This window comes from Microbacterium sp. Beta, from assembly GCF_005502545.1.
Taxonomy (GTDB): Bacteria; Actinomycetota; Actinomycetes; order Actinomycetales; family Microbacteriaceae; genus Microbacterium; species Microbacterium oxydans.
In genome coordinates this window covers 102,687-120,974 of the sequence record NZ_SCOG01000008.1, presented here as the reverse complement: position 1 = coordinate 120,974, position 18,288 = coordinate 102,687, and the positions used below count along the sequence as shown (strand labels likewise).

18 protein-coding genes are annotated in these 18,288 nt (G+C 68.8%); 6 read left to right on the top strand and 12 right to left on the bottom strand.

Annotation, left to right across the window (positions count from 1 at the left end; genetic code table 11):
- Positions 1–7 precede the first annotated feature (7 nt).
- From FFS56_RS10400 to FFS56_RS10375, 6 genes are all read right to left on the bottom strand, one after another.
- Positions 8–1,126, bottom strand: a complete 1,119-nt coding sequence (locus FFS56_RS10400) for a DUF917 domain-containing protein (RefSeq protein ID WP_137771923.1) — start codon at positions 1,124–1,126, stop codon at positions 8–10.
- On the bottom strand, positions 1,123–2,223 hold the full coding sequence (locus FFS56_RS10395; RefSeq protein ID WP_127011824.1) for a DUF917 domain-containing protein: 1,101 nt from the start codon (positions 2,221–2,223) through the stop codon (positions 1,123–1,125). The genes FFS56_RS10400 and FFS56_RS10395 overlap by 4 nt, the downstream gene beginning before the upstream one ends.
- A gap of 1 nt (position 2,224) precedes the next feature.
- A complete protein-coding gene (locus FFS56_RS10390; RefSeq protein ID WP_137771924.1) occupies positions 2,225–3,772 on the bottom strand; it encodes a hydantoinase/oxoprolinase family protein in 1,548 nt (515 codons plus the stop codon).
- Positions 3,773–3,814: 42 nt separating this feature from the next.
- A complete protein-coding gene (locus FFS56_RS10385) occupies positions 3,815–5,155 on the bottom strand; it encodes a cytosine permease (RefSeq protein ID WP_127011822.1) in 1,341 nt (446 codons plus the stop codon).
- A 254-nt stretch (positions 5,156–5,409) separates the two neighbouring features.
- Complete coding sequence (gene thrC, locus FFS56_RS10380; RefSeq protein ID WP_046747267.1) at positions 5,410–6,813, bottom strand: threonine synthase; 1,404 nt, start codon at positions 6,811–6,813, stop codon at positions 5,410–5,412.
- A gap of 88 nt (positions 6,814–6,901) precedes the next feature.
- On the bottom strand, positions 6,902–7,408 hold the full coding sequence (locus tag FFS56_RS10375; RefSeq protein ID WP_046747266.1) for a methylated-DNA--[protein]-cysteine S-methyltransferase: 507 nt from the start codon (positions 7,406–7,408) through the stop codon (positions 6,902–6,904).
- Between the two features lie 169 nt (positions 7,409–7,577).
- On the opposite strand from FFS56_RS10375, the gene FFS56_RS10370 reads away from it, so the two are divergent.
- Positions 7,578–8,390 carry an alpha/beta hydrolase gene (locus FFS56_RS10370; RefSeq protein WP_127011821.1) on the top strand — a complete coding sequence of 271 codons (813 nt, stop codon included), beginning with the start codon at positions 7,578–7,580 and terminating at the stop codon, positions 8,388–8,390.
- 57 nt (positions 8,391–8,447) lie between these two features.
- On the opposite strand, the gene FFS56_RS10365 is transcribed toward FFS56_RS10370, so the two are convergent.
- The 3 genes from FFS56_RS10365 to FFS56_RS10355 all read right to left on the bottom strand — a co-directional run bounded on the left by FFS56_RS10365 (position 8,448) and on the right by FFS56_RS10355 (position 11,237).
- Complete coding sequence (locus tag FFS56_RS10365; RefSeq protein ID WP_046747264.1) at positions 8,448–9,212, bottom strand: rRNA adenine N(6)-methyltransferase family protein; 765 nt, start codon at positions 9,210–9,212, stop codon at positions 8,448–8,450.
- Positions 9,213–9,438: 226 nt separating this feature from the next.
- Positions 9,439–10,041: a response regulator transcription factor gene (locus FFS56_RS10360; RefSeq protein ID WP_046747263.1), complete on the bottom strand. Its 603-nt coding sequence runs from the start codon at positions 10,039–10,041 to the stop codon at positions 9,439–9,441.
- Entirely contained in the window at positions 10,038–11,237 is a 1,200-nt protein-coding gene (locus FFS56_RS10355; protein ID WP_249352972.1) for a histidine kinase, read from the bottom strand. The genes FFS56_RS10360 and FFS56_RS10355 overlap by 4 nt, the downstream gene beginning before the upstream one ends.
- A gap of 156 nt (positions 11,238–11,393) precedes the next feature.
- Between FFS56_RS10355 and FFS56_RS10350 the strand changes: the two genes are divergently transcribed.
- From FFS56_RS10350 to FFS56_RS10330, 5 genes are all read left to right on the top strand, one after another.
- Entirely contained in the window at positions 11,394–11,942 is a 549-nt protein-coding gene (locus FFS56_RS10350) for a hypothetical protein (RefSeq protein ID WP_058630427.1), read from the top strand.
- Positions 11,943–12,003: 61 nt separating this feature from the next.
- Entirely contained in the window at positions 12,004–12,339 is a 336-nt protein-coding gene (locus FFS56_RS10345) for a metalloregulator ArsR/SmtB family transcription factor (RefSeq protein ID WP_127011819.1), read from the top strand.
- Complete coding sequence (locus tag FFS56_RS10340; protein WP_127011818.1) at positions 12,339–13,046, top strand: cation transporter; 708 nt, start codon at positions 12,339–12,341, stop codon at positions 13,044–13,046. The genes FFS56_RS10345 and FFS56_RS10340 overlap by 1 nt, the downstream gene beginning before the upstream one ends.
- Before the next feature lie 34 nt (positions 13,047–13,080).
- On the top strand, positions 13,081–13,989 hold the full coding sequence (locus FFS56_RS10335) for an SDR family NAD(P)-dependent oxidoreductase (RefSeq protein WP_127011817.1): 909 nt from the start codon (positions 13,081–13,083) through the stop codon (positions 13,987–13,989).
- 38 nt (positions 13,990–14,027) lie between these two features.
- Positions 14,028–14,933, top strand: a complete 906-nt coding sequence (locus FFS56_RS10330) for an arginase family protein (RefSeq protein ID WP_127011816.1) — start codon at positions 14,028–14,030, stop codon at positions 14,931–14,933.
- Between the two features lie 16 nt (positions 14,934–14,949).
- Here FFS56_RS10330 and FFS56_RS10325 read toward each other — a convergent pair whose 3' ends face one another.
- The 3 genes from FFS56_RS10325 to FFS56_RS10315 form a co-directional block, all read right to left on the bottom strand.
- On the bottom strand, positions 14,950–16,230 hold the full coding sequence (locus FFS56_RS10325; protein ID WP_113681772.1) for a hemolysin family protein: 1,281 nt from the start codon (positions 16,228–16,230) through the stop codon (positions 14,950–14,952).
- Positions 16,231–16,324: 94 nt separating this feature from the next.
- Positions 16,325–17,353, bottom strand: a complete 1,029-nt coding sequence (locus FFS56_RS10320) for a TerC family protein (protein WP_127011815.1) — start codon at positions 17,351–17,353, stop codon at positions 16,325–16,327.
- A 234-nt stretch (positions 17,354–17,587) separates the two neighbouring features.
- Positions 17,588–18,277, bottom strand: coding sequence for a GntR family transcriptional regulator (locus FFS56_RS10315; RefSeq protein ID WP_233437382.1), 690 nt, complete (start codon positions 18,275–18,277; stop codon positions 17,588–17,590).
- Positions 18,278–18,288: the final 11 nt, after the last annotated feature.

Here is an 18,288-nt window from a genome sequence, read left to right as displayed (position 1 = left end):
CTCCAGCCTAGGGAGAAACGCCCTCACCCGCGGCCAGCGCTTCGATCGGAGCGAACTCCACTGCGAGGCCGAACGCCGAAGGTCCGAAGGCGGCGAGGGCATCGGGCGTGCGCATCATCTCCGGAGTGGAGATACCCATTACCCGGACGCGCTGACCGTACCGGAGCCCTTCCGTCGTGATGGGCTCGGCCGTCTCGTGATCGACCACGCAGATCAGGTCGGGGACGATCGCGACGAGCGTCTCGCCGCGGTGCGCGATGAGGTTCTCGTTCTGGAACGAGATCTCGAACGTGTCGCCCTCGTCCGCGCCCAGCGGTGCGATGACGGCTCGCCCCTTCGCGAATCCCTCGGTCGTGCGGCGTTCGACGTCGACGACCTTGCCGACGCAGAGTTCGCGCAGGTGCGGGTACAGGGTGGTCGAGAGCGTGCGGGCGATCGCCTCGAACGGCGAGCGATGCTCCTCGCGCGCGAGGCGGATAGCGCGACCGAGCGCGAGCGCCATCGAGATCGTGCGCGGCACGGCCGTCCTCCGCACGTCGGCTCCGGTCATCGCGTACTCGGCGATGTGCCCGACGCCGCCGAGACGGATGGTGATCCCACGGGCGAGCCACTCCATCTGCCGGTCGTCGTCGCCCGTGTCGATCACGACCTTCTCGCCCCGTTCGCCGGCGAGGGCGAGAGGCGATCCGTGCACGCCGTACACGGCGAAGGTCTCCATCGACAGCTCGGGAAACGCCCGTCCCATGCCGTCGGCGTCGACCACGGGAAGCCCGGTCTCCGCGGCGACGATGAGCGGGATCATGGAGTTGATGCCACCGCATTCGATCGGCATCGTCGCATCGGCCTTGCGCCCCAGGTGCTCTTCGAGCGTGCGCAGAGCCAGCGTGGGCTCCGTGCCCGCGGGGATCTTCTCGATCATCACGGTCGGCGCCCCCATCTGCGCGGTCGGGATCACGAACAGATCGTCGGGGAGCTCGTCCGGGTCGAGGATCGTGATGCTGCCCTCGCCGAGAACGCGCTCGACGAGCATCTTGCCGATGTACGGATCGCCTCCCCCACCGGTACCGAGCAGCGTCGCGCCCCTGGCGAGGTCGGGCAGGTCGGCGGCCGTGAGCTGCCAGCTCATACGGCGGCTCCCGCCGCAGCGGTTCCGACGGAGACGCTGCCGTCGAAGCGGTGCGCATCCATGTCGTACCCGAAGTACCCGGGGCCGACCATCGCGAGCGCCGCCTGCGAATGCCAGCGCTCGTCGGCCGGAGCCGCGATCACCCGCACCCGCTGTCCGTAGCGCAGCGCCTCGGTCGTGATCGGCTCACCCGACTCGCCGTCGAGCACCATGATCAGGTCGGGCGTGGTCGCGAGGACGACGCCGTCGGCTTCCGCCACCAGATGCTCGTTCTGGAACTGCAGGGTCAGCGTCGCCCCGCCGTCGCCGTCGATGCGCGCGCGTCCCCGGGCGAAGCCGGTCGTGGTGGCCCGGTGCACGTCGACCACCTTGCCGTCGAACAGCTCACGCCCGCCGAGCAGATCGACGACGCCCTCGACCGGGTCCGTCTTCGCGTCCCGCGCCGCCGTGATGCGCTCGCCGATCTCGATGCATCGGGAGAGCGAGCCCGCCACCAGCGACTCACGTGCGGCGGAACCCGACATCGAGAACCCGGAGATCATGACCGAGCAGCCCATCTCCACGCAGGCCACGCGGGCGATGCGCTCCGTCCAGGAGTTGTCGACCGTCTGCAGCACGCCGGTGTTGCCCTTCTCGTCGCTGAACGCGAGAGGGGAGGCGGTCACCCCGTAGAGGGTAGGGAGCACCATCTGCAGCTCGGGGAAGGCCCGTCCCATCCCGTCGGCGTCGACGAGCGGCAGACCGAGTGCTGCGGCGGCCGCGATCGGGATGGTCGAGTTGACTCCGCCGACCTCGGCGCACGCGATGTGGGTGATCGGACGGCCGAGATGGATGCTGAGCGCCTTGACCGGCTCGACGACCTCGGCGAGACTCGGCAGCTTCTCCACCATGACGGTCGGTGCGCCCATCATCGCGACGAACAGCACGAGAGCGTCGTCCGGCACCTCGTCGAGGCCCACGACCGTGACCTCACCGGCGGCCAGCGCCTGACGGGCGAGGAGTGCTCCGATGTAGGGGTCTCCTCCCCCACCCGTGCCGAGGACGGCAGCACCGCGGGCGAGTCCGTCGATGTGCGCAGACGTGATGGTCCAGCTCATGTCACGCCCCCATGTCGAGGTCGCCGACGGCCTTCACGCGGATGCGCGTGGCGTTGCCGGGGAGGTACGGGATCGGAACCTCGTCGAAGTCGATGATCGATACCGTCGAGGGTTTCGCACCCGCCGCGATCGCCTTGTCGACAGCTTCCGCGCGGACTTCGGCGATCGTCTCATCGCGACGACCGGGCTCGATCGCATAGACCTTGTCGATCTCGCCGCCGACCTGGGCGATCGATGCGCCGATGGCGTTCGCGACCGCGTAGTTCTCCGGTCGGTGCACGGTGCCGAACAGGGGCAGCTCGTCGGGGAGCAGGATGGATCCGCCGCCGACGGCCACCACGGCGATGGGCTCCGGCGAGGTGCGCATGCGGTCGACTGCTTCGGAAACGCGCTCGGCGATGCGGGCGAGCACTCGCTGCACGAACACGGGGTCGAGGTGTGCGACCCTGCTCGCATCGCCCACCTGGGCGCGACCCGCGGCCACCGCGATGTCCGTGGCGGTGAGCGTGGAACCGCCGAAGACCAGGGCCTCGGTGGTCAGCCGGTACCCCACCGATGCCGGTCCGACCTCCGCGCTCTCCTCATCGACGATGCTGCCGCCGCCGATGCCGAGGGAGAGCACGTCCGGCATCCGGAAGTTGGTGCGGATGCCGGCGACCTTCACCTCGTTCGCCGTCTCCCGGGGGAAGCCGTTGATCAGCAGTCCGATGTCGGCGGTCGTGCCGCCGACATCGATCACGGCACAGTCGTCGAGACCGCTGGTGGCCGCTGCTCCGCGCATCGAGTTCGTCGGTCCGGAGGCGAAGGTGGCGACCGGGTAGCGGCGCACGTACTCCTCGTCCATGAGCGTGCCGTCGTTCTGGCTGAGGAAGATCGGCGCCTCGATGCCCTGGGCACGCACCGCCGAGGTGAGCCCGTCGACGATCTCGGAGGCGAGCTCACGGAGCGCGGCGTTGATGATCGTCGCGTTCTCGCGCTCCAGCAGCCCGATCCGTCCGATCTCGTGCGACAACGAGATGGCGGCATCATCCCCCAGCACCGACGCGACGATCTCGGCGGCCTGCACTTCGAGGTCGTGGTTGACTGGGCTGAAGACCGAGGAGATGGCGACCGAGCGGATGCCGTGCGCCTTCATATCCTCGGCGTGCGCGCGGATCTCCTCGGGGTCGAGGGGCGAGATCGGCCTGCCGTCGAACTCGTAGCCACCGTGCGCGAGGTAGCTGCGGGCCTGGGTCGCCTCGACCAGCACCTCCGGCCAGTCGACCAGCGGCGGCAGTGCGCGCGTCGCCGGAAGTCCGAGGCGCAGGGCGGCGACGGGCGCGAGACGGCTGGCCTGCACCAGGGCGTTGATGAAGTGCGTCGTGCCGATCATCACGGCGTCGATGTCCGCACCGGCGAAGGCGTGTCCGACCCGCAGATCCTCGATCGCCTGGATGATGCCGCTCGTCACATCGGGTGTGGTCGAGTGCTTCACCCCCGCCAGGGTGCGGGTGCCGTCCATGAGGACGGCATCGGTGTTGGTGCCGCCGACGTCGATGCCGATGTGCATGATTCTCGCTTTCCGGTGAGGGGATGTCTGTCTCGGGGCCGGTCAGGCCGCTGCTGCCGCTTCTTCGATCGGGGCCGCCTGTCGCGTCGTGGCGACTCCGACCCCGCGCACCCAGCCGAGCTTGCCCGCCACGATGTACAGCACCATGGAGAGGAAGAGACTGAGCAGGGACGGGATGCCCCACGTGACGAAGTATCCGACGAGTGCCGAGACGAGCCAGACGACGATGGTCGCGGGCACGATGCGCGGTGCCGTCGCCGGCAATGTGCCGGCTTCTCGGGTGGCGTCGAGCTCGGGGCGCCACCGACGCACGACGTAGTACTCGGCGACCATGATCCCGGCGATCGGCGGGAATGCGACGCTGAGCACGATCAGGAACTCGGTGAACTGGCCGAGGATGCCGACTGCGGCGAGCACGGACCCGACGACGCCCAGCACGATCGTCGTCGTGACGCGGTGCAGGTTCTTGCCGAACGCGGTCGAGATGAAGTTCACCAGTCCCAGCGTGGAGGAGTACAGGTTCCAGTCGTTGATCTTCAGGGTGCCGGTGAGCACGATGAACAGACCGATGAAGCCGACCGACGAGGTCACGATCGCGACGATGTCGCCGCTGGCGGCCGCGTGGGCGAGCAGCACGCCGGCGAGGCCGATCACGAACTCGCCGAGCGAGACGCCGACCACGGTCTGCTTGATGACGTCGGCGCGGGAGCGGTTGAAGCGGGTCATGTCACCGGTGATGATCGCACCGACGATGAGACCGCCGGCGACGATGCCGGTCCCGGCCCAGACGCTCATGGTCGGACCAGGGGCAGGACCGGTGAGCAGCTCGCCGATGTCGTGGCGGGTGAGCTCGGAGATGACCGACCAGCCGACCAGGATGAGGAACAGCGGCACGGTGATGTTCGCGAGCCACTGCATCCCCACGAACCCGAAGGCCACGATCGCGGTGACGGCGAGACCGAAGATGAGGCTCCAGGCCCACACCGGCAGGGCACCGGGCATGAGCGCGTCGAGAGACTGGGCGGAGATGGCCGACTGGATGCCGAACCAGCCGATCAGGCTGATGCCGATCGCGAGGCCGACCAGCGAGGCGCCGATCTCGCCGAAGCCGGTCCAGCGGGCGAGGAGTGCGGTGTTCAGGCCTTCGCGCTGGCCGATGAAGCCGACCACGCACATGATCACCTCGAGGATGAGCGAGCCGAACAGGAAGGCGAGGACGGCCTCGCCGAAGGTCATGCTGTAGCCGAGGGTCGCGCCGAGGAGGAACTGCGAGAGGGCCGAGACCTGTCCGAATCGCTGCACGGCGATTCCGAACCAGGGTTTGCGGGCCTCCGGAGTCACTCGGGAGAGCGCGAAGTCGTCTGCGTGCGCCGTGCGTGCCATGAGGATCCTTCGGGAGGAGGAGGACGGGTTGTGCGCCACAGTAGCGACGCTTCCCACGGCCCCGACATGTGCATATCGCACGAGAATCACGCGAGGATGTGCAGGTCGCACACCTCAGGTTTCTCGCCTCGCTTATCCCACCTGCCTCAACGCCGAGACCCACGCTCGACGCCGAGACCCACTCCTGCCGACGCGGGCAGGAGTGGGTCTCGGCGCCAGGCGTGGGTCTCGAGGACGGCCTGGGGCGCGTGGAGTCAGTGCAGCGCGTTGGTCTCGATGAAGGTGCGCAGGGCCTGTTCGTCGTCGCCCATCTCGGTGACGTGCTGAGGCGCGTCGAGCATCTCCTGCAGCTCCGGCGCGTAGCCGAGCTCGACACCGATGGCCTCGTGGATCGTCTCTGCGAACTTCTCGGGCTTCGCGGTCTCGAGCACGAGCATCGGCACGCCGGGCTCGACATACTCGCGGGCGACCTTGACACCGTCGGCCGTGTGCGGGTCGATGACCTCGCCGGTCGCCTCGTACACCGCGCGGATGGTCGCCAGTCGATCCGCGTGCGTAGACGTGCCGCTGACGATGCCGAACTCTTCGAGGAAGCGCTCCTTGTCGGCGGAGAAGTCGAAGTGGCCCTGCGCCTCCAGATCGTCCCAGGCGCCGACGACGCGAGCGGGGTCGCGGCCGACGAGCTCGAAGATGAAGCGCTCCAGGTTGGACGCCTTCGAGATGTCCATCGAGGGACTCGACGTGGCGAGGGTCTGGGCGGCGCTGCGCGGTCGGTAGACGCCCGTGCGGAAGAACTCGTCCAGCACGTTGTTCTCGTTCGCGGCGAGCACGAGGCGACGGATCGGGAGTCCCATCTGCTTCGCGAAGAAACCGGACAGGATGTTGCCGAAGTTCCCGGAGGGCACTGTGAACGACAGCTCTGTCCAGCCTCCGGCATCGGTCGCCCGCAGCCAGGCCCAGAAGTAGTAGACGGTCTGCGCCGTGATGCGTGCGAGGTTGATGGAGTTCACCGCGCCCAGGTGCTGGGCGCGCTTGAAGTCGAGGTCGCCCGCGAGCTTCTTCACGAGGTTCTGGCAGTCGTCGAAGACGCCCTCGACCGCGATGTTGTGCACATTCGCGTCATCGAGCGAGAACATCTGCGCCCGCTGGAACGCGCTCATGCGGCCCTGCGGCGACAGCATGAACACGGCGACGCGCTCCTTGCCACGCAGCGCGTGCTCCGCCGCCGAGCCGGTGTCTCCCGAGGTGGCGCCGAGGATGTTGAGCACCGCGTCGTTGCGCTCCAGCGTGTACTCGAGCACCTGGCCGAGGAACTGCATGGCCATGTCCTTGAACGCGAGCGTCGGGCCTTCGGAGAGCCCGACGAGCGTCAGGTCGTCGTCGATCGCGCGCAGCGGCACCACACCGTCGGGGAAGTCGGCGTACGCGGCATCCGTCATCCTGGCCAGGTCTGCACGGGGGATGTCGGTGGCGAACAGCCCGAGCACCTCGGTCGCGAGTTGCGGATACGTCAGCGCACGCCAGCGCTCGAGCGTCTCGCCATCGACAGTCGGCATGACCTCGGGCACCGCCAGTCCGCCGTCGGGCGCGAGGCCCTCCAGAAGCGTCTCGCTGAACGACTGCGGCTGCATGCCGCCGCGGGTGGAGATGAACTGCACGTTGGCTCCTCGGCTCGGGACTCGGCCCGTCCATTCTCGCAGGGTGTTCCCCGTCGAGTTGACGCGATGACGGAGGCGGGCGCTGCACTCAGAACAGCGAGGTGGGCAGTGCCCCTTCGTGCTCCAGCAGCCAACGCTTGGTCTCGAGCCCGCGACCGACGTCGCCGCCCGAATAGCCGCCGAGTCCGTCGCCGGCGACGACCCGGTGGCAGGGGACGATCAAGGGCACGGGGTTGGCTCCCATGATCGAGCCGATCCCCCTGGCGGGCACCGCGGTTCCGCTGCGTGCGGCCAAGCCCCCGTACGTGATCGTCTCACCCTGCGCGACGGTCTCGTGCAGGGCAAGGAGCACAGCTCTGGTCGCCGCGGTCTGCACGCCGAGGTCGACCGGCACGTCGAAGCACCGCAGCCTGCCGTCGAAATAGGCTCGGAGTTGCGCGAGAGCTTCCGTGAGCAGCGGATCGGCGCCCGGCTCGGACACCACCACACTCCCGTCGGGCGGAGTCGACCGCCACGTGACGCGGGTGATCGCCCCATCGTCGCTGACGACTCCGACGACGCCGACCGGAGTCGCGAGCGTTCCGAAAGCCGACATGCGTCGAGAGTACCGCCCGTTCCGGACACGCAGACCGGCCGAACGATCACGGCGCGGATGAGCGATCTCGCGGGGAGAGGGTATGGCGCCCCGCCGCTTCCGGCGCGACCCTGGATGGTGGCATCCCCTTACCGGGCACGATCACCATCTCGCTGACGAGGAGCACCCCATGAACACCACCACGGCCGCCCTCGACCTCGCCGACGTCCGTCTGCACTACGAGCTCCGCGGCGAGGGACCGCTGCTCGTCCTGATCGGCGCGCCGATGGATGCCGACGCCTTCGCTCCCTTCGCCGACGAGCTCGCCACCGATCACACCGTCCTCACCACCGACCCGCGCGGAGTCAAACGGAGTATCCTGCACGACCGCTCGCAGGGCTCCAGCCCCGAGCAGCGCGCCGAAGATCTCGCGGCGCTCATCGAGCACGTCGATCGCGGACCAGCGACCGTCTTCGGCTCCAGCGGCGGCGCCGTGACCAGCCTGGCGGTCCTGCAGGCGCACGGCGACCTCGTATCCGTCGTCATCACCCACGAACCCCCACTCCTGGAGCTGCTGCCCGACCGCGTCGAACAGCGCCGCCTCACCGACGAACTCCGGTCGGCGGCGCTCTCCGGCGACCGCGTCGGCGCCTGGAGGCTCTTCTTCGCGCAGGCGAACATCCCGATGCCCGAGGAGGCGCTCGTCCAGTGGTTCGGCGGCGAGGTCGATCCGCAGCACCACGCCGACGAACAGTTCTGGTTCCGTCACGAGCTTCCGGCCAGCGTGCGCTGGGAACCCGACCTGGCGGCACTGCGAGCGCGCACGGCCGACCTCGTGCTCGGAATCGGCCGGGAGTCGGTCGGCCAGCTGTGCGAACGCACGACGACTGCCCTCGGGGAACGGCTCGGAGTCGAGCCGACCCGGTTCCCCGGCGACCACACCGGATTCGTCGATCACCCCGGGGAGTTCGCCGCGCGTCTTCGTGAGGTGCTCGACCGCTGAGGAACGCCCGCCGATCGAGGCCATCGAGCGCACGACCAGCTCGACGGCCTCGACACGTCAACCGCGGCAGAGCTGATGCCAGAGCGCTGCCCAGTGCTCCGGGCGCAGCTCACGGGGAAGGCGACACTCCCTCGCCCCGGCTGCCGCCACTGCCCGCCGGGCCTTGCCCATGGGGATGCGTGCGGCGGCGGCCACGACCGCGGCGAGGCTCCCCCCTCGGCCCGTGAACATCGCGCGGACGAACGCCTCGTACCGCTGCCGATCCGATACCGCGACGAGAGGCGACCCCCGACGGGTGATGGCGAGCAGACCGCCGTCGACACTCGGCTGCGGTGAGAAACCCCACGCGGGGACGCGCCCTTCCAGGGCGAACTCGAACCACGGCGCGGACTGCGCCGTCATCATGGTCGCGCCGCCCACACCGGCGCGCTTGCGCGCCACCTCCCATTGCGTGAGCAGCACCGCCTCGTTCCAGCGGTCGCCCGAGAGCAGGCGCCGCAGGATGGGCGTCGTCACGTGGAAGGGGATGTTGCCGACCACGGTGTCCGCATCGAGCGGGTGCCGTGTGGCGTCGGCGATCTCGATGCGCACACCGGGCAACGCCCTGCGCAATCGGTGCACGCGGTGCTCGTCGACGTCGATCGCGGTGAGCGGTCTGCCCAGATCCGCGAGCACGCGAGTGAGCGCTCCGTCGCCGCAGCCGAGTTCGAGGATCGAGCCCGAGGTCCGACCGACGAGGGCGGAGATGCGGGTCAGGGTCGGGCGGTGGGTGAGGAAGTTCTGGCCGAGTTCGTGACGGCCGCCATGGATTGAACGAGGCATGAGTGCGCTCCAGAAGAAGAATCGGAGCACCTCGGAGGAGGGAGACGACGCGAAGAGGCGTCAGTGAGGACTGCCCGTCCCGAGGTGCGGTGACATCTCGGTGGACGGCGCGCAGATGCGTGCGGAGAGCGAGCGCGCCGTCAGGCGCGGCGGTCGCGGAACACGAGAGTGCGCCCCATCACGGGCGCTGCGCATATTGTTCCCATGCCTGCCAGCATATCCGCCCTCAGATCCAGCCGCGCTCCTCGGCCATCAGCACGGCCTGCTGACGGGTTCCGACCGAGAGCTTCCCGAGGATGACGGAGATATGGTTGCGCACCGTCCCCGGGGCGAGTGAGAGCGCCCGTGCGATCTGGCCGGTCGTCTCCCCACGCCGACCGGCACGCAGCACGTCGAGCTCGCGGTCCGTGAGCGGTGAGCGCTCGTCGCTCAGCGCATCGGCGGCGATCTCCGGATCGACATAGCGAGCCCCCGCCGCGACCCGGCGGATGACAGCGGCGACCTCATCGGCCCCACGGGACTTCGGCAGGAAGCCGGAGACACCCGAGGCCAGGGCACGGCGCAGCACGCCTGGACGCGCGTGACGGGTGACGACCACGCACCGCGTCGCGATCGCCCTGTGCAGCTTCTCGGCCACCTGAACGCCGTCGAGCCCCGGCATCTCGAGGTCCAGCAGGCACACATCCGGCTGAAGTCGCAGAGCCTCGACGACCGCCTGCTCGCCGTCCTCGCACTCGGCGATGACCTCGATATCGTCTTCCAAGCGGAGGAGGGCTGCGAGCGCGGATCGGATCATCGCCTCGTCATCGGCGAGCAGCACCCGGATCATCGAGCCTCCTCCGATCCCATCGGCACAGTGACGACGACGACGAATTCGGTGGCCTCACGCCGGACATCGAGAGTTCCGCGCGCTTCCTCGATCCGCCGCCGCACACCGTCGAGGCCCGATCCGTCGTGCTCGATATCGGCGTCGACCGCGACATCATTCGCGATCTCATAGCGCCAGTCGTCGCCGACGCGACCCAGCAGGAGGCGTGCATACCGTCCGCCGCCGTGTCGGAGAACGTTCGTCGTCGTCTCCCTGATGACCGGACCGAGGGCGGATGCCGGTGCGGCGTTCGCATCCGCATCGATCGTGGCTCCCACATCGAGGCCGGCCGCCGTCAGGAGATCACGGGCGTTGGCGAGTTCGTCTCCCAGCGGCACGGAGCGGAAGCGCGTCGCGAGGTCTCTGGTCCCCTGTCGCGCCTCGTCGACGCTGATCCGCGCCGCACGGAGTTGCTCCATCCCCGCATCGGCGTCACTCGGCAGCAGACGCTCGGCGAGCTCCAGCTGCAGCGCGATGACCTGGAGGTGATGCCCCTGCAGGTCGTGCACGTCGGTCGCCACCCGGAGGCGTTCCTGCGTGGCGGCGAGCCGAGCCTCGGAGGCCCTGGCGCGACCGAGGGTGATCAAGACATCCCACCACCACAGCGAGGTGACCGTCATCACGGGGAGGAAGACGGTGTAGGCGGCGGTGAAGAGGAAGGGCACCTCGGGAGCGACGTCGAGGTGCGAGTCGACCACTGCGAGGGCGGCCAGGACGACCGTCGCAGCGATGACGACCTTGTATCGGACACCCGGCTGCCAGTTCAGCAGCACGATCGACTGCACGATGGGCATGAGGGCGAGCTGCCAGCTCCCGATCAAGCCGCCGGCAGCCGCACCATAGGCGACCGCGATGAGGAGCGGTGCGCCGAGGCGCATCCAACGCACACCCGGCTCCGCGTCCAGACGATGCCGATAGTCGAGGAGCAGCGAGACTGTGGAGGCGACCCAGAGGATTCCACCGCCTCCGACGATCACACCGCCGATACCCCGGAGGTCGACCGCGAGCGTGGTGACCGTCCACGCAGCGACAAGCGCGAGTTCGAACATGATGACTGCGGACGCCGTGTACCACCAGGTCGCGGTCACACCCCGCGACAACTGCCTCGCTCCCGGACTCGGCCCGACGGGGGCAGGGGGCTCGATACGACTGCTCACGCTCCCCACGATAGGGCCGTGACAGTTGTCACGGACGCGTCGTGCGATCTGCCCGGGAAGCGATGACAGGCCGACACTGCCGCCGCAGGGAGCATTCGGCTGGACTGGAGTCATCGCATCGGAGACTCCGATCGCACCGACAACCGGGAGTATCCCATGAACCTCATCGAGACCTTCCAGAACCTGGTGGCCCAGGTCCCCGAACTCGTGCAGCCGCTCATCGTCGCCCTCGCCGGCGCGATCCCCTTCATCGAGGGTGAAGGGGCGGTGAGCATCGGCATCATCGGCGGCATCTCTCCGGTGATAGCCGCGATCGCCGCGATCGTGGGCAACTTCCTCTGCGTCCTGGTGGTAGTGATCGTCAGCTCCGGAGCCCGACAGGCCGTCGTGAACCGTTCGCGAGCCAAGACCGCGGCGCTCGCCGGTGCCGGCGGCGGCACGATCGACGAGCCGGCCGCGGATGCGGCCGACACTGGTCGCGGCACCGCGCGTCGCGAGAAGTTCCAACGTGCGTTCGAGCGCTACGGCGTTCCCGGGGTGAGCCTGCTCGGACCGCTCCTGCTGCCGACGCAGTTCACCGCGACCATGCTTGCGGCTTCCGGCATCGGCAGGGCGCGCATCCTCTTCTGGCAGGCTCTGGCCATCATCGGCTGGACCACCGTCGTCGCCGTCATCGTCGGAAGCGCGGTGTACGCGATCCGCTGATCTTCGTGAGGAGACTGGATTCAGAATGTCTTGAATTCAGTCTTTTCTGTACAGTTGAGCTGTGAACACCGCTCTCGCCTCCCTCACCCACACGGCAGCAGTCGCCCGTCTGGGGCACGCCCTCTCGGACGCCACCCGGGCCGGTGTGCTGCTGGCACTGCGAGAAGCGCCCCGATACCCCGCCGACCTGGCCGATGCGCTCGGCGTCTCACGCCAGGCCATGTCGAACCACCTCGCCTGCCTCCGCGGATGCGGGCTCGTCGAGAGCGTTCCGGACGGACGCCGAAGCAGCTACCGACTCGCGGATCGCCACCTCGCTCCAGCCCTCGACATGCTCATGCGGGTCACGCTCATCGTCGAGCCGGACTGCTGCTCGGGTGAAGGCTGCACCTGCTGATGACCCCCACGGCAGCCGCGACGCGCCGCGAGACCCTCCACCACCGCATCCGCCTGATCGTCGGAATCACCATCGGATACAACCTGATCGAGGCGGTCATCGCGATCGCCGCCGGATCCGTCGCCTCGTCAGCCGCGCTCGTCGGCTTCGGACTGGACTCCACGATCGAGGTGCTCTCCGCGGCCGCGGTCGCCTGGCAGTTCACCCGCCGCGATCCGGAACGCTGGGAGAAGCCGACTCTGCGCGTGATCGCCATCGCCTTCTTCGCACTGGCGATCTATGTGACGGCGACGTCCGCGACCGCGCTGGTCACGGCCGAGCGCCCCGAGCACAGCACGATCGGCATCGCTCTGACCGCGATCAGCGTCGCGGTCATGCCGTTCCTCTCCCTCGCCGAACGCCGCGCGGGGCGAGAACTGGGTTCGGCCACGGCGGTCGCAGACTCGAAGCAGACCCTCATCTGCACCTACCTCTCCGCCGCGGTGCTGGTCGGGCTGGTCGCGAACTCGCTGCTCGGCTGGTGGTGGGCCGATGCGGTCGCCGGTCTCGTCATCGCCGCCTTCGCGGTGCGCGAGGGCCTCGAGGCATGGCGGGGCGACGCCTGCGCGACGTCGGTCGGGATGCTGCTCGAGGACGACGCCCACGACCACAACCACAACCACAACCACAACCACAACCACGACAACGACCCCGACGACGCGCGCTGAAGCGGCCCCCAGGGGCGGCACCTAGGCTGAGGGGATGGAAACCGCTCCTCCGACGTCGGCTCGGGATCTGCTCGGTCGGACGGTTCTCGTCACGGGCGCGAACGCGGGCATCGGCTACTGGTGTGCGGAGCAGCTCGCCGCACGTGGCGCACGCGTCGTCCTCGGCTGTCGCTCCCCCGAACGCGCGCGCACGGCGGTCTCCTCGATCAGAAGCCGGGTGCCGGACGCCGACCTGCGCGTGCTGGCACTCGACCTCGGCTCGCTCGGAAGCGTGTCAGACGCAGCCTCCGGAGTGGACGAACGCCTCGACGCGATCATCTGCAACGCCGGCGTGAAGGCGGCGGATCGGGCGGCGCGCACGAGCGACGGCCACGACCTCATGGTCGGCACGAACTTCCTCGGTCACTTCGCCCTGGTCGCACAGCTCGAGGCGGGGCTCGCTCCGGATGCCCGTGTGGTCGCGGTCGGCTCGATCGCCCACCGTTTCGCACGCCTCGACCCGGCGACGCTCGACGACCCGTGGACCGGTTCCTCACTGCAGCAGTACGGGCGGTCGAAGGCGTCTCTGATGGCTTTCGCGTTCGAGCTGGCACGGCGCTGGGGCGGCTCATCCCGCTCGGCGGTCTGCGCGCACCCGGGCTATGCGGTCGACCCGCTCACCCCTCAGCGCCCCGGCCTGGCGGCGGTGCCCGGAATCGTCCGCGCGCTGGCGGCACCGACCAGGGTGCTCGTGCAGGGCAAGGATGGCGGGGCGCTGCCGATCGTCCATGCTGCGACATCGGCGGAAGTCCTCAACGGCGAGTACTGGGGTCCCGGCGGTGTGCTCGAGTTCCGCGGAAGCCCCGCGCGGGTGGCGGCGTCGGAGGAGGTGCGCTCATCCGAGGTGGGCGCGGCGCTGTGGGCGGCGGCCGAGCGCCTCACCGGGGTGCCCTTCCCGACGTGACGGTGCCGGGTGTCCGACCCCCGCGACAGGATGAGGCCATGATCACGCTGCTCTCCGCGCCGTCCAACCTCGGCCTCCGCCCGCCACAGCCCGGCGCGGTTCCGGGTGCGGCGAAGGCCCCGGAAGCGCTGCGCGAGGCCGGGCTGTTCAGCCGATTCGCCGCGTTCGGCGCCACCGACTCGGGCGTCGTCCTCCCCGGACGCTATGTCGACGACGCCGCGACGAGGCCCCCCGGCCACGTGCGGAACGAGGTCGCGATGGTCGATCACGCGCGACGCCTCGCCGCCCGCATCGGTCAGGCGTTCGACAGGGATGAGGCGCCGCTGGTGATCGGCGGCGACTGCTCGATCCTCCTGGGTGCAGGCATCGCCTCCGCCCATCGCGGCGGGATCGGACTCGTGCACATCGACGGCCACACCGACTTCCGCCACCCCGGCAACGACCCCGACAGTGCGAGCGTGGCCGGGGAAGACCTCGCCGCGGCGGTGGGACTGCACTGGCCGGCCATCGCCGACATCGACGGCAGCGGCCCTTACTTCCCTGCCGCCCGCACCGCGCACATCGGCCACCGCGACGACGACGAGCAGCAGCAGGAGGCACGCGCCGTCCTGGGGAGGGTTGCTCCGGCAGCGGAGGTCCTGTCCCGCGGAGCACAGTGGGTCGGCGCGGAGTGTGCCGCAGTGGCAGGGCCGGCCTACTGGCTGCAGCTCGACGTGGATGTGCTCGACCCCTCCGTCATGCCCGCGGTCGACAGTCCCGACCCGGGAGGGATCGGCGCGGCGGAGCTCACCGCACTGCTGCGGGAGCTCGCGCCGCGCGCCGTCGGCGCCTCCGTGACGGTTTTCGACCCCGACCTCGACCCCGATGGGCGCTACGCCCGCCTGCTGGTCGATGTCCTCTCGGAGGGACTCCACGAGCTGGGAACCCTGACACCGCGCACCTGACGACGGAGGCGCGGGATCAGGCGTCCGACTCCGCGATGGGATCGGTCATGACCCGCACGCGCGCGATGCGTCGGCGGTCCATCTCGGCGACCTGGATCGTCGCACCGGGAACCTCCACGGTGTCTCCGACGACGGCGAGGCGTCCCAGCTGCTCGGTCACGAAGCCGGCGATGGTGTCGGACGATCCGCGCGGCATCGCCAACCCGGTCGCCTCTTCGAAGTCCTGCAGGTTGAGTCGCCCGTCGATGCCGTCGTCCGCCGAGATGAACACCTCCGCGTCGTACTCGTCGAAGATCTCGCCGACCACCTCCTCCACGAGGTCTTCGAGGGTGACGAGACCGTCCGTCCCGCCGTACTCGTCGACGACCACCGCTATGTGATGCCCCTCGGCCCTCATGCGGGTCAAGGTCGGCAGCACGCGCGCGGTCGAGGGGATGTAGGGGATGTCGCGCATGAGCGCGCTCAGCGGACGAGTCGGATCGTCGGCGGCAGCCTCGAACAGGTCGCGCACGTGCACGAACCCGGTGATGTCGTCGATCGAGGTCTCCGACACGGGGTAGCGCGAGAACGGCAGGTCGCGCACCTGCGCGATCACCTCTCCGACCCGCGCGGCCTCGTCGAGGGCGACGACCTCGGGGCGCGGCCGCATGACCTCACTGACCTGGCGTCCGCGCAGGGACAGCACGTCGTCGAGGATGCGTCGTTCGTCATCCGGGAGCCCCTGGTGGCTCGCCACGATGTCGCGCACCTCCTCGTCGGTCATCTCGTCGCTGGTCTTGTGCGGATCCCCTCCGAGCAGCCGGACGAGGGCGTTGGTCGAGACCGAGAGCAGCCAGATCACCGGACGCATGATCGTCGCGAACCCGTTGAGGGCTGGCGCGACCGCGTAGGCGAACTGCGCGTTGCGCTGGATCGCGAGACGCTTCGGCACGAGCTCGCCGAGCACCAGCGACAGGTACGCGATCACGAGGGTGAGCACGAGCGTCGCGACGGTCAGCGAGAGGGCGGGCGTCAGCCCCCACGACTCGAGAACCGGTGCCAGGGACGGCGCGATCGACGTCGCACCGTATGCCGCCGAGGCGAAGCCCGCGACAGTCACACCGATCTGCACCGCGGACAGGAAGGTGTTGGGATTGCGAGCGAGGGAGGCGACCTTCGCTCCACGACGACCGCGCTGCCCGATGGCGTTGATCTGACTCTCACGCAGCGTGACCAGCGCCATCTCCGTCGCAGCGAAGACACCGCCGATCAGCACGAACGCGAGGACGAGGGCGATGTTCCAGAGCAGGTCGCCCATCAGCGGGCCGCCTCGTCTGTGGTGGGGTGAGCGCCCGGGACGAACCGGGCGCTCGTACTGTCAGAGTCCGAAGAGTCAGAACAGCGCTGCGCGCTCAAGAATGCTCCTTGTTGTTGGTGTGGGTGGTGGATTCGGTGGATGAGACCTCGTGGCCCGAGGCCGGGACGCGACGGGTCTTGATCAGGCTGGCCACGGTGGCCACGGCGATCGTCGCGCCGATGAAGAGCAGCGAGAACCAGATCGGGATCTCGGGGGCCCACTCGACGCCCTGGCCGCCGTTGATGAACGGAAGCTCGTTGACGTGCAGCGCGTGCAGGACCAGCTTGACGCCGATGAACGCGAGGATGACGGCGAGGCCCTGAGCAAGGTAGACGAGCCGCTCGAGCAGCCCGCCGATCAGGAAGTACAGCTGACGCAGACCCATGAGCGCGAAGGCGTTGGCCGTGAAGACGATGTACGCCTGGTCGGTGAGGCCGTAGATCGCGGGGATCGAGTCGACGGCGAAGACGAGGTCGATGAACCCGATCGCGATGATCGTGAGGAGCATCGGGGTGACGAAGCGCTTGCCGTTCTTCACGACGGTGAGCCGGTCGCCGTTGTACTCGTCACTGACGGGCAGGTGCCGGCGGACGAAGGTCATGAAGCGCCCGTTCGCCGGGTTGCTCTCGTGGTTGCTGAACGCCTGACGGTAGGCGAGCACCAGCAGAGCAGCACCGAACACATAGAAGATCCAGGAGAGATTCTCGATGAGCGTCGCGCCGATGGCGATGAAGATGCCTCGCAGGATCAGCGCGATCACGATGCCGATCATCAGCACCTTCTGCTGATAGATCCTGGGCACGGCGAAGCCGGTCATCAAGATGAGGAAGACGAAGAGGTTGTCGATCGACAGGGCCTTCTCGGTGAGATATCCGGCGAAGTACTCGCCGCCGAACGTCCACCCGGAGAAGACGCCGATGCCGACGCCGAACAGCAGCGCGAGGCTGATGTAGAAGATCGACCACCGTGCCGATTCCGCGATCGTCGGTTCGTGCGGCGTGCGCACGTGCGCGAAGAACTCGTAGACGAAGAACGCGATCGTGACGGCGATCGTGATGATCCAGATCAGGGGGGTGACGTCCAAATTCGGGCTCCAGACTCGGGGTACGACAGTACCGCCAAAGTCTTCTCCATTCCATGGAACATGGAACCGGTGGCCCGGGATGCGACATGCATCCGTAATGACGACCCCACCGTGTCGGAGTACTCCCCTTGGGTTCCCCCAGACTAGGAGAACACCCTTTGCGCTTCCTGTGGATCTGCCGGGAACGTCCCGCTCCGAGCGAGGAAGGAGCGTCGGCGATCGATGCGGGAGCTGCTAGTCCCCGATCTCGGGCCGGGTGAGCTCCTGCTCCTCGGCGCGATCGATGATCGCGGGGAGCACTTCATCGAAGAACGTCACGAGCACGGCCCGGGTCCCCACGGCATCACGCTCGAGGATCGCGCTGCGCAGGGAGTCGACGAATCCACCGACGCCCTCCCAGTCGAAGGCATCCCTCGCGTGCTGACCGAACCGGCGGATCTGCGGCCCGAGGCGTTCGATGATGACCGCCCGCGAGGCGTTGCCCTCGATGCGCGCGAAGCCCGTCGCCGTGCCTCGCAGTGCGACACCGAAGCCGGCGACGTCGCGCGATTTGATCGCGGCGGACATCTCATCCGCGAGCTCGGCGAGGTACGCGAGATCGTCATCCTGGATGAGCGGCATCACGTGGCGCACCGATCCGATCCAGATGTCTCCGAAGAGGTCGACCGCGTTGCGGACCTGATCGAGGTCGATCGGCGCGACCCGGGTGTAGCGGTTGCGCTGCATCTCGACGAGGCCGTGGTCTGCCAGTCGGTCGAGAGCGTGCCGGATCGGAGTCTTCGAGGTTCCGAGGCGCTCGGCGAGCTCGTAGTCACGCAGCCGCTCTCCCGGGCGCAGCTCGCCGCTGATGATCGCGTCCTGCAGCCGGTTGTAGGCCTCATCGCTCATCGACCTGCGCTCGAGGGGTCCGCCTGAGAGTGCCACTGCCTTGTCCT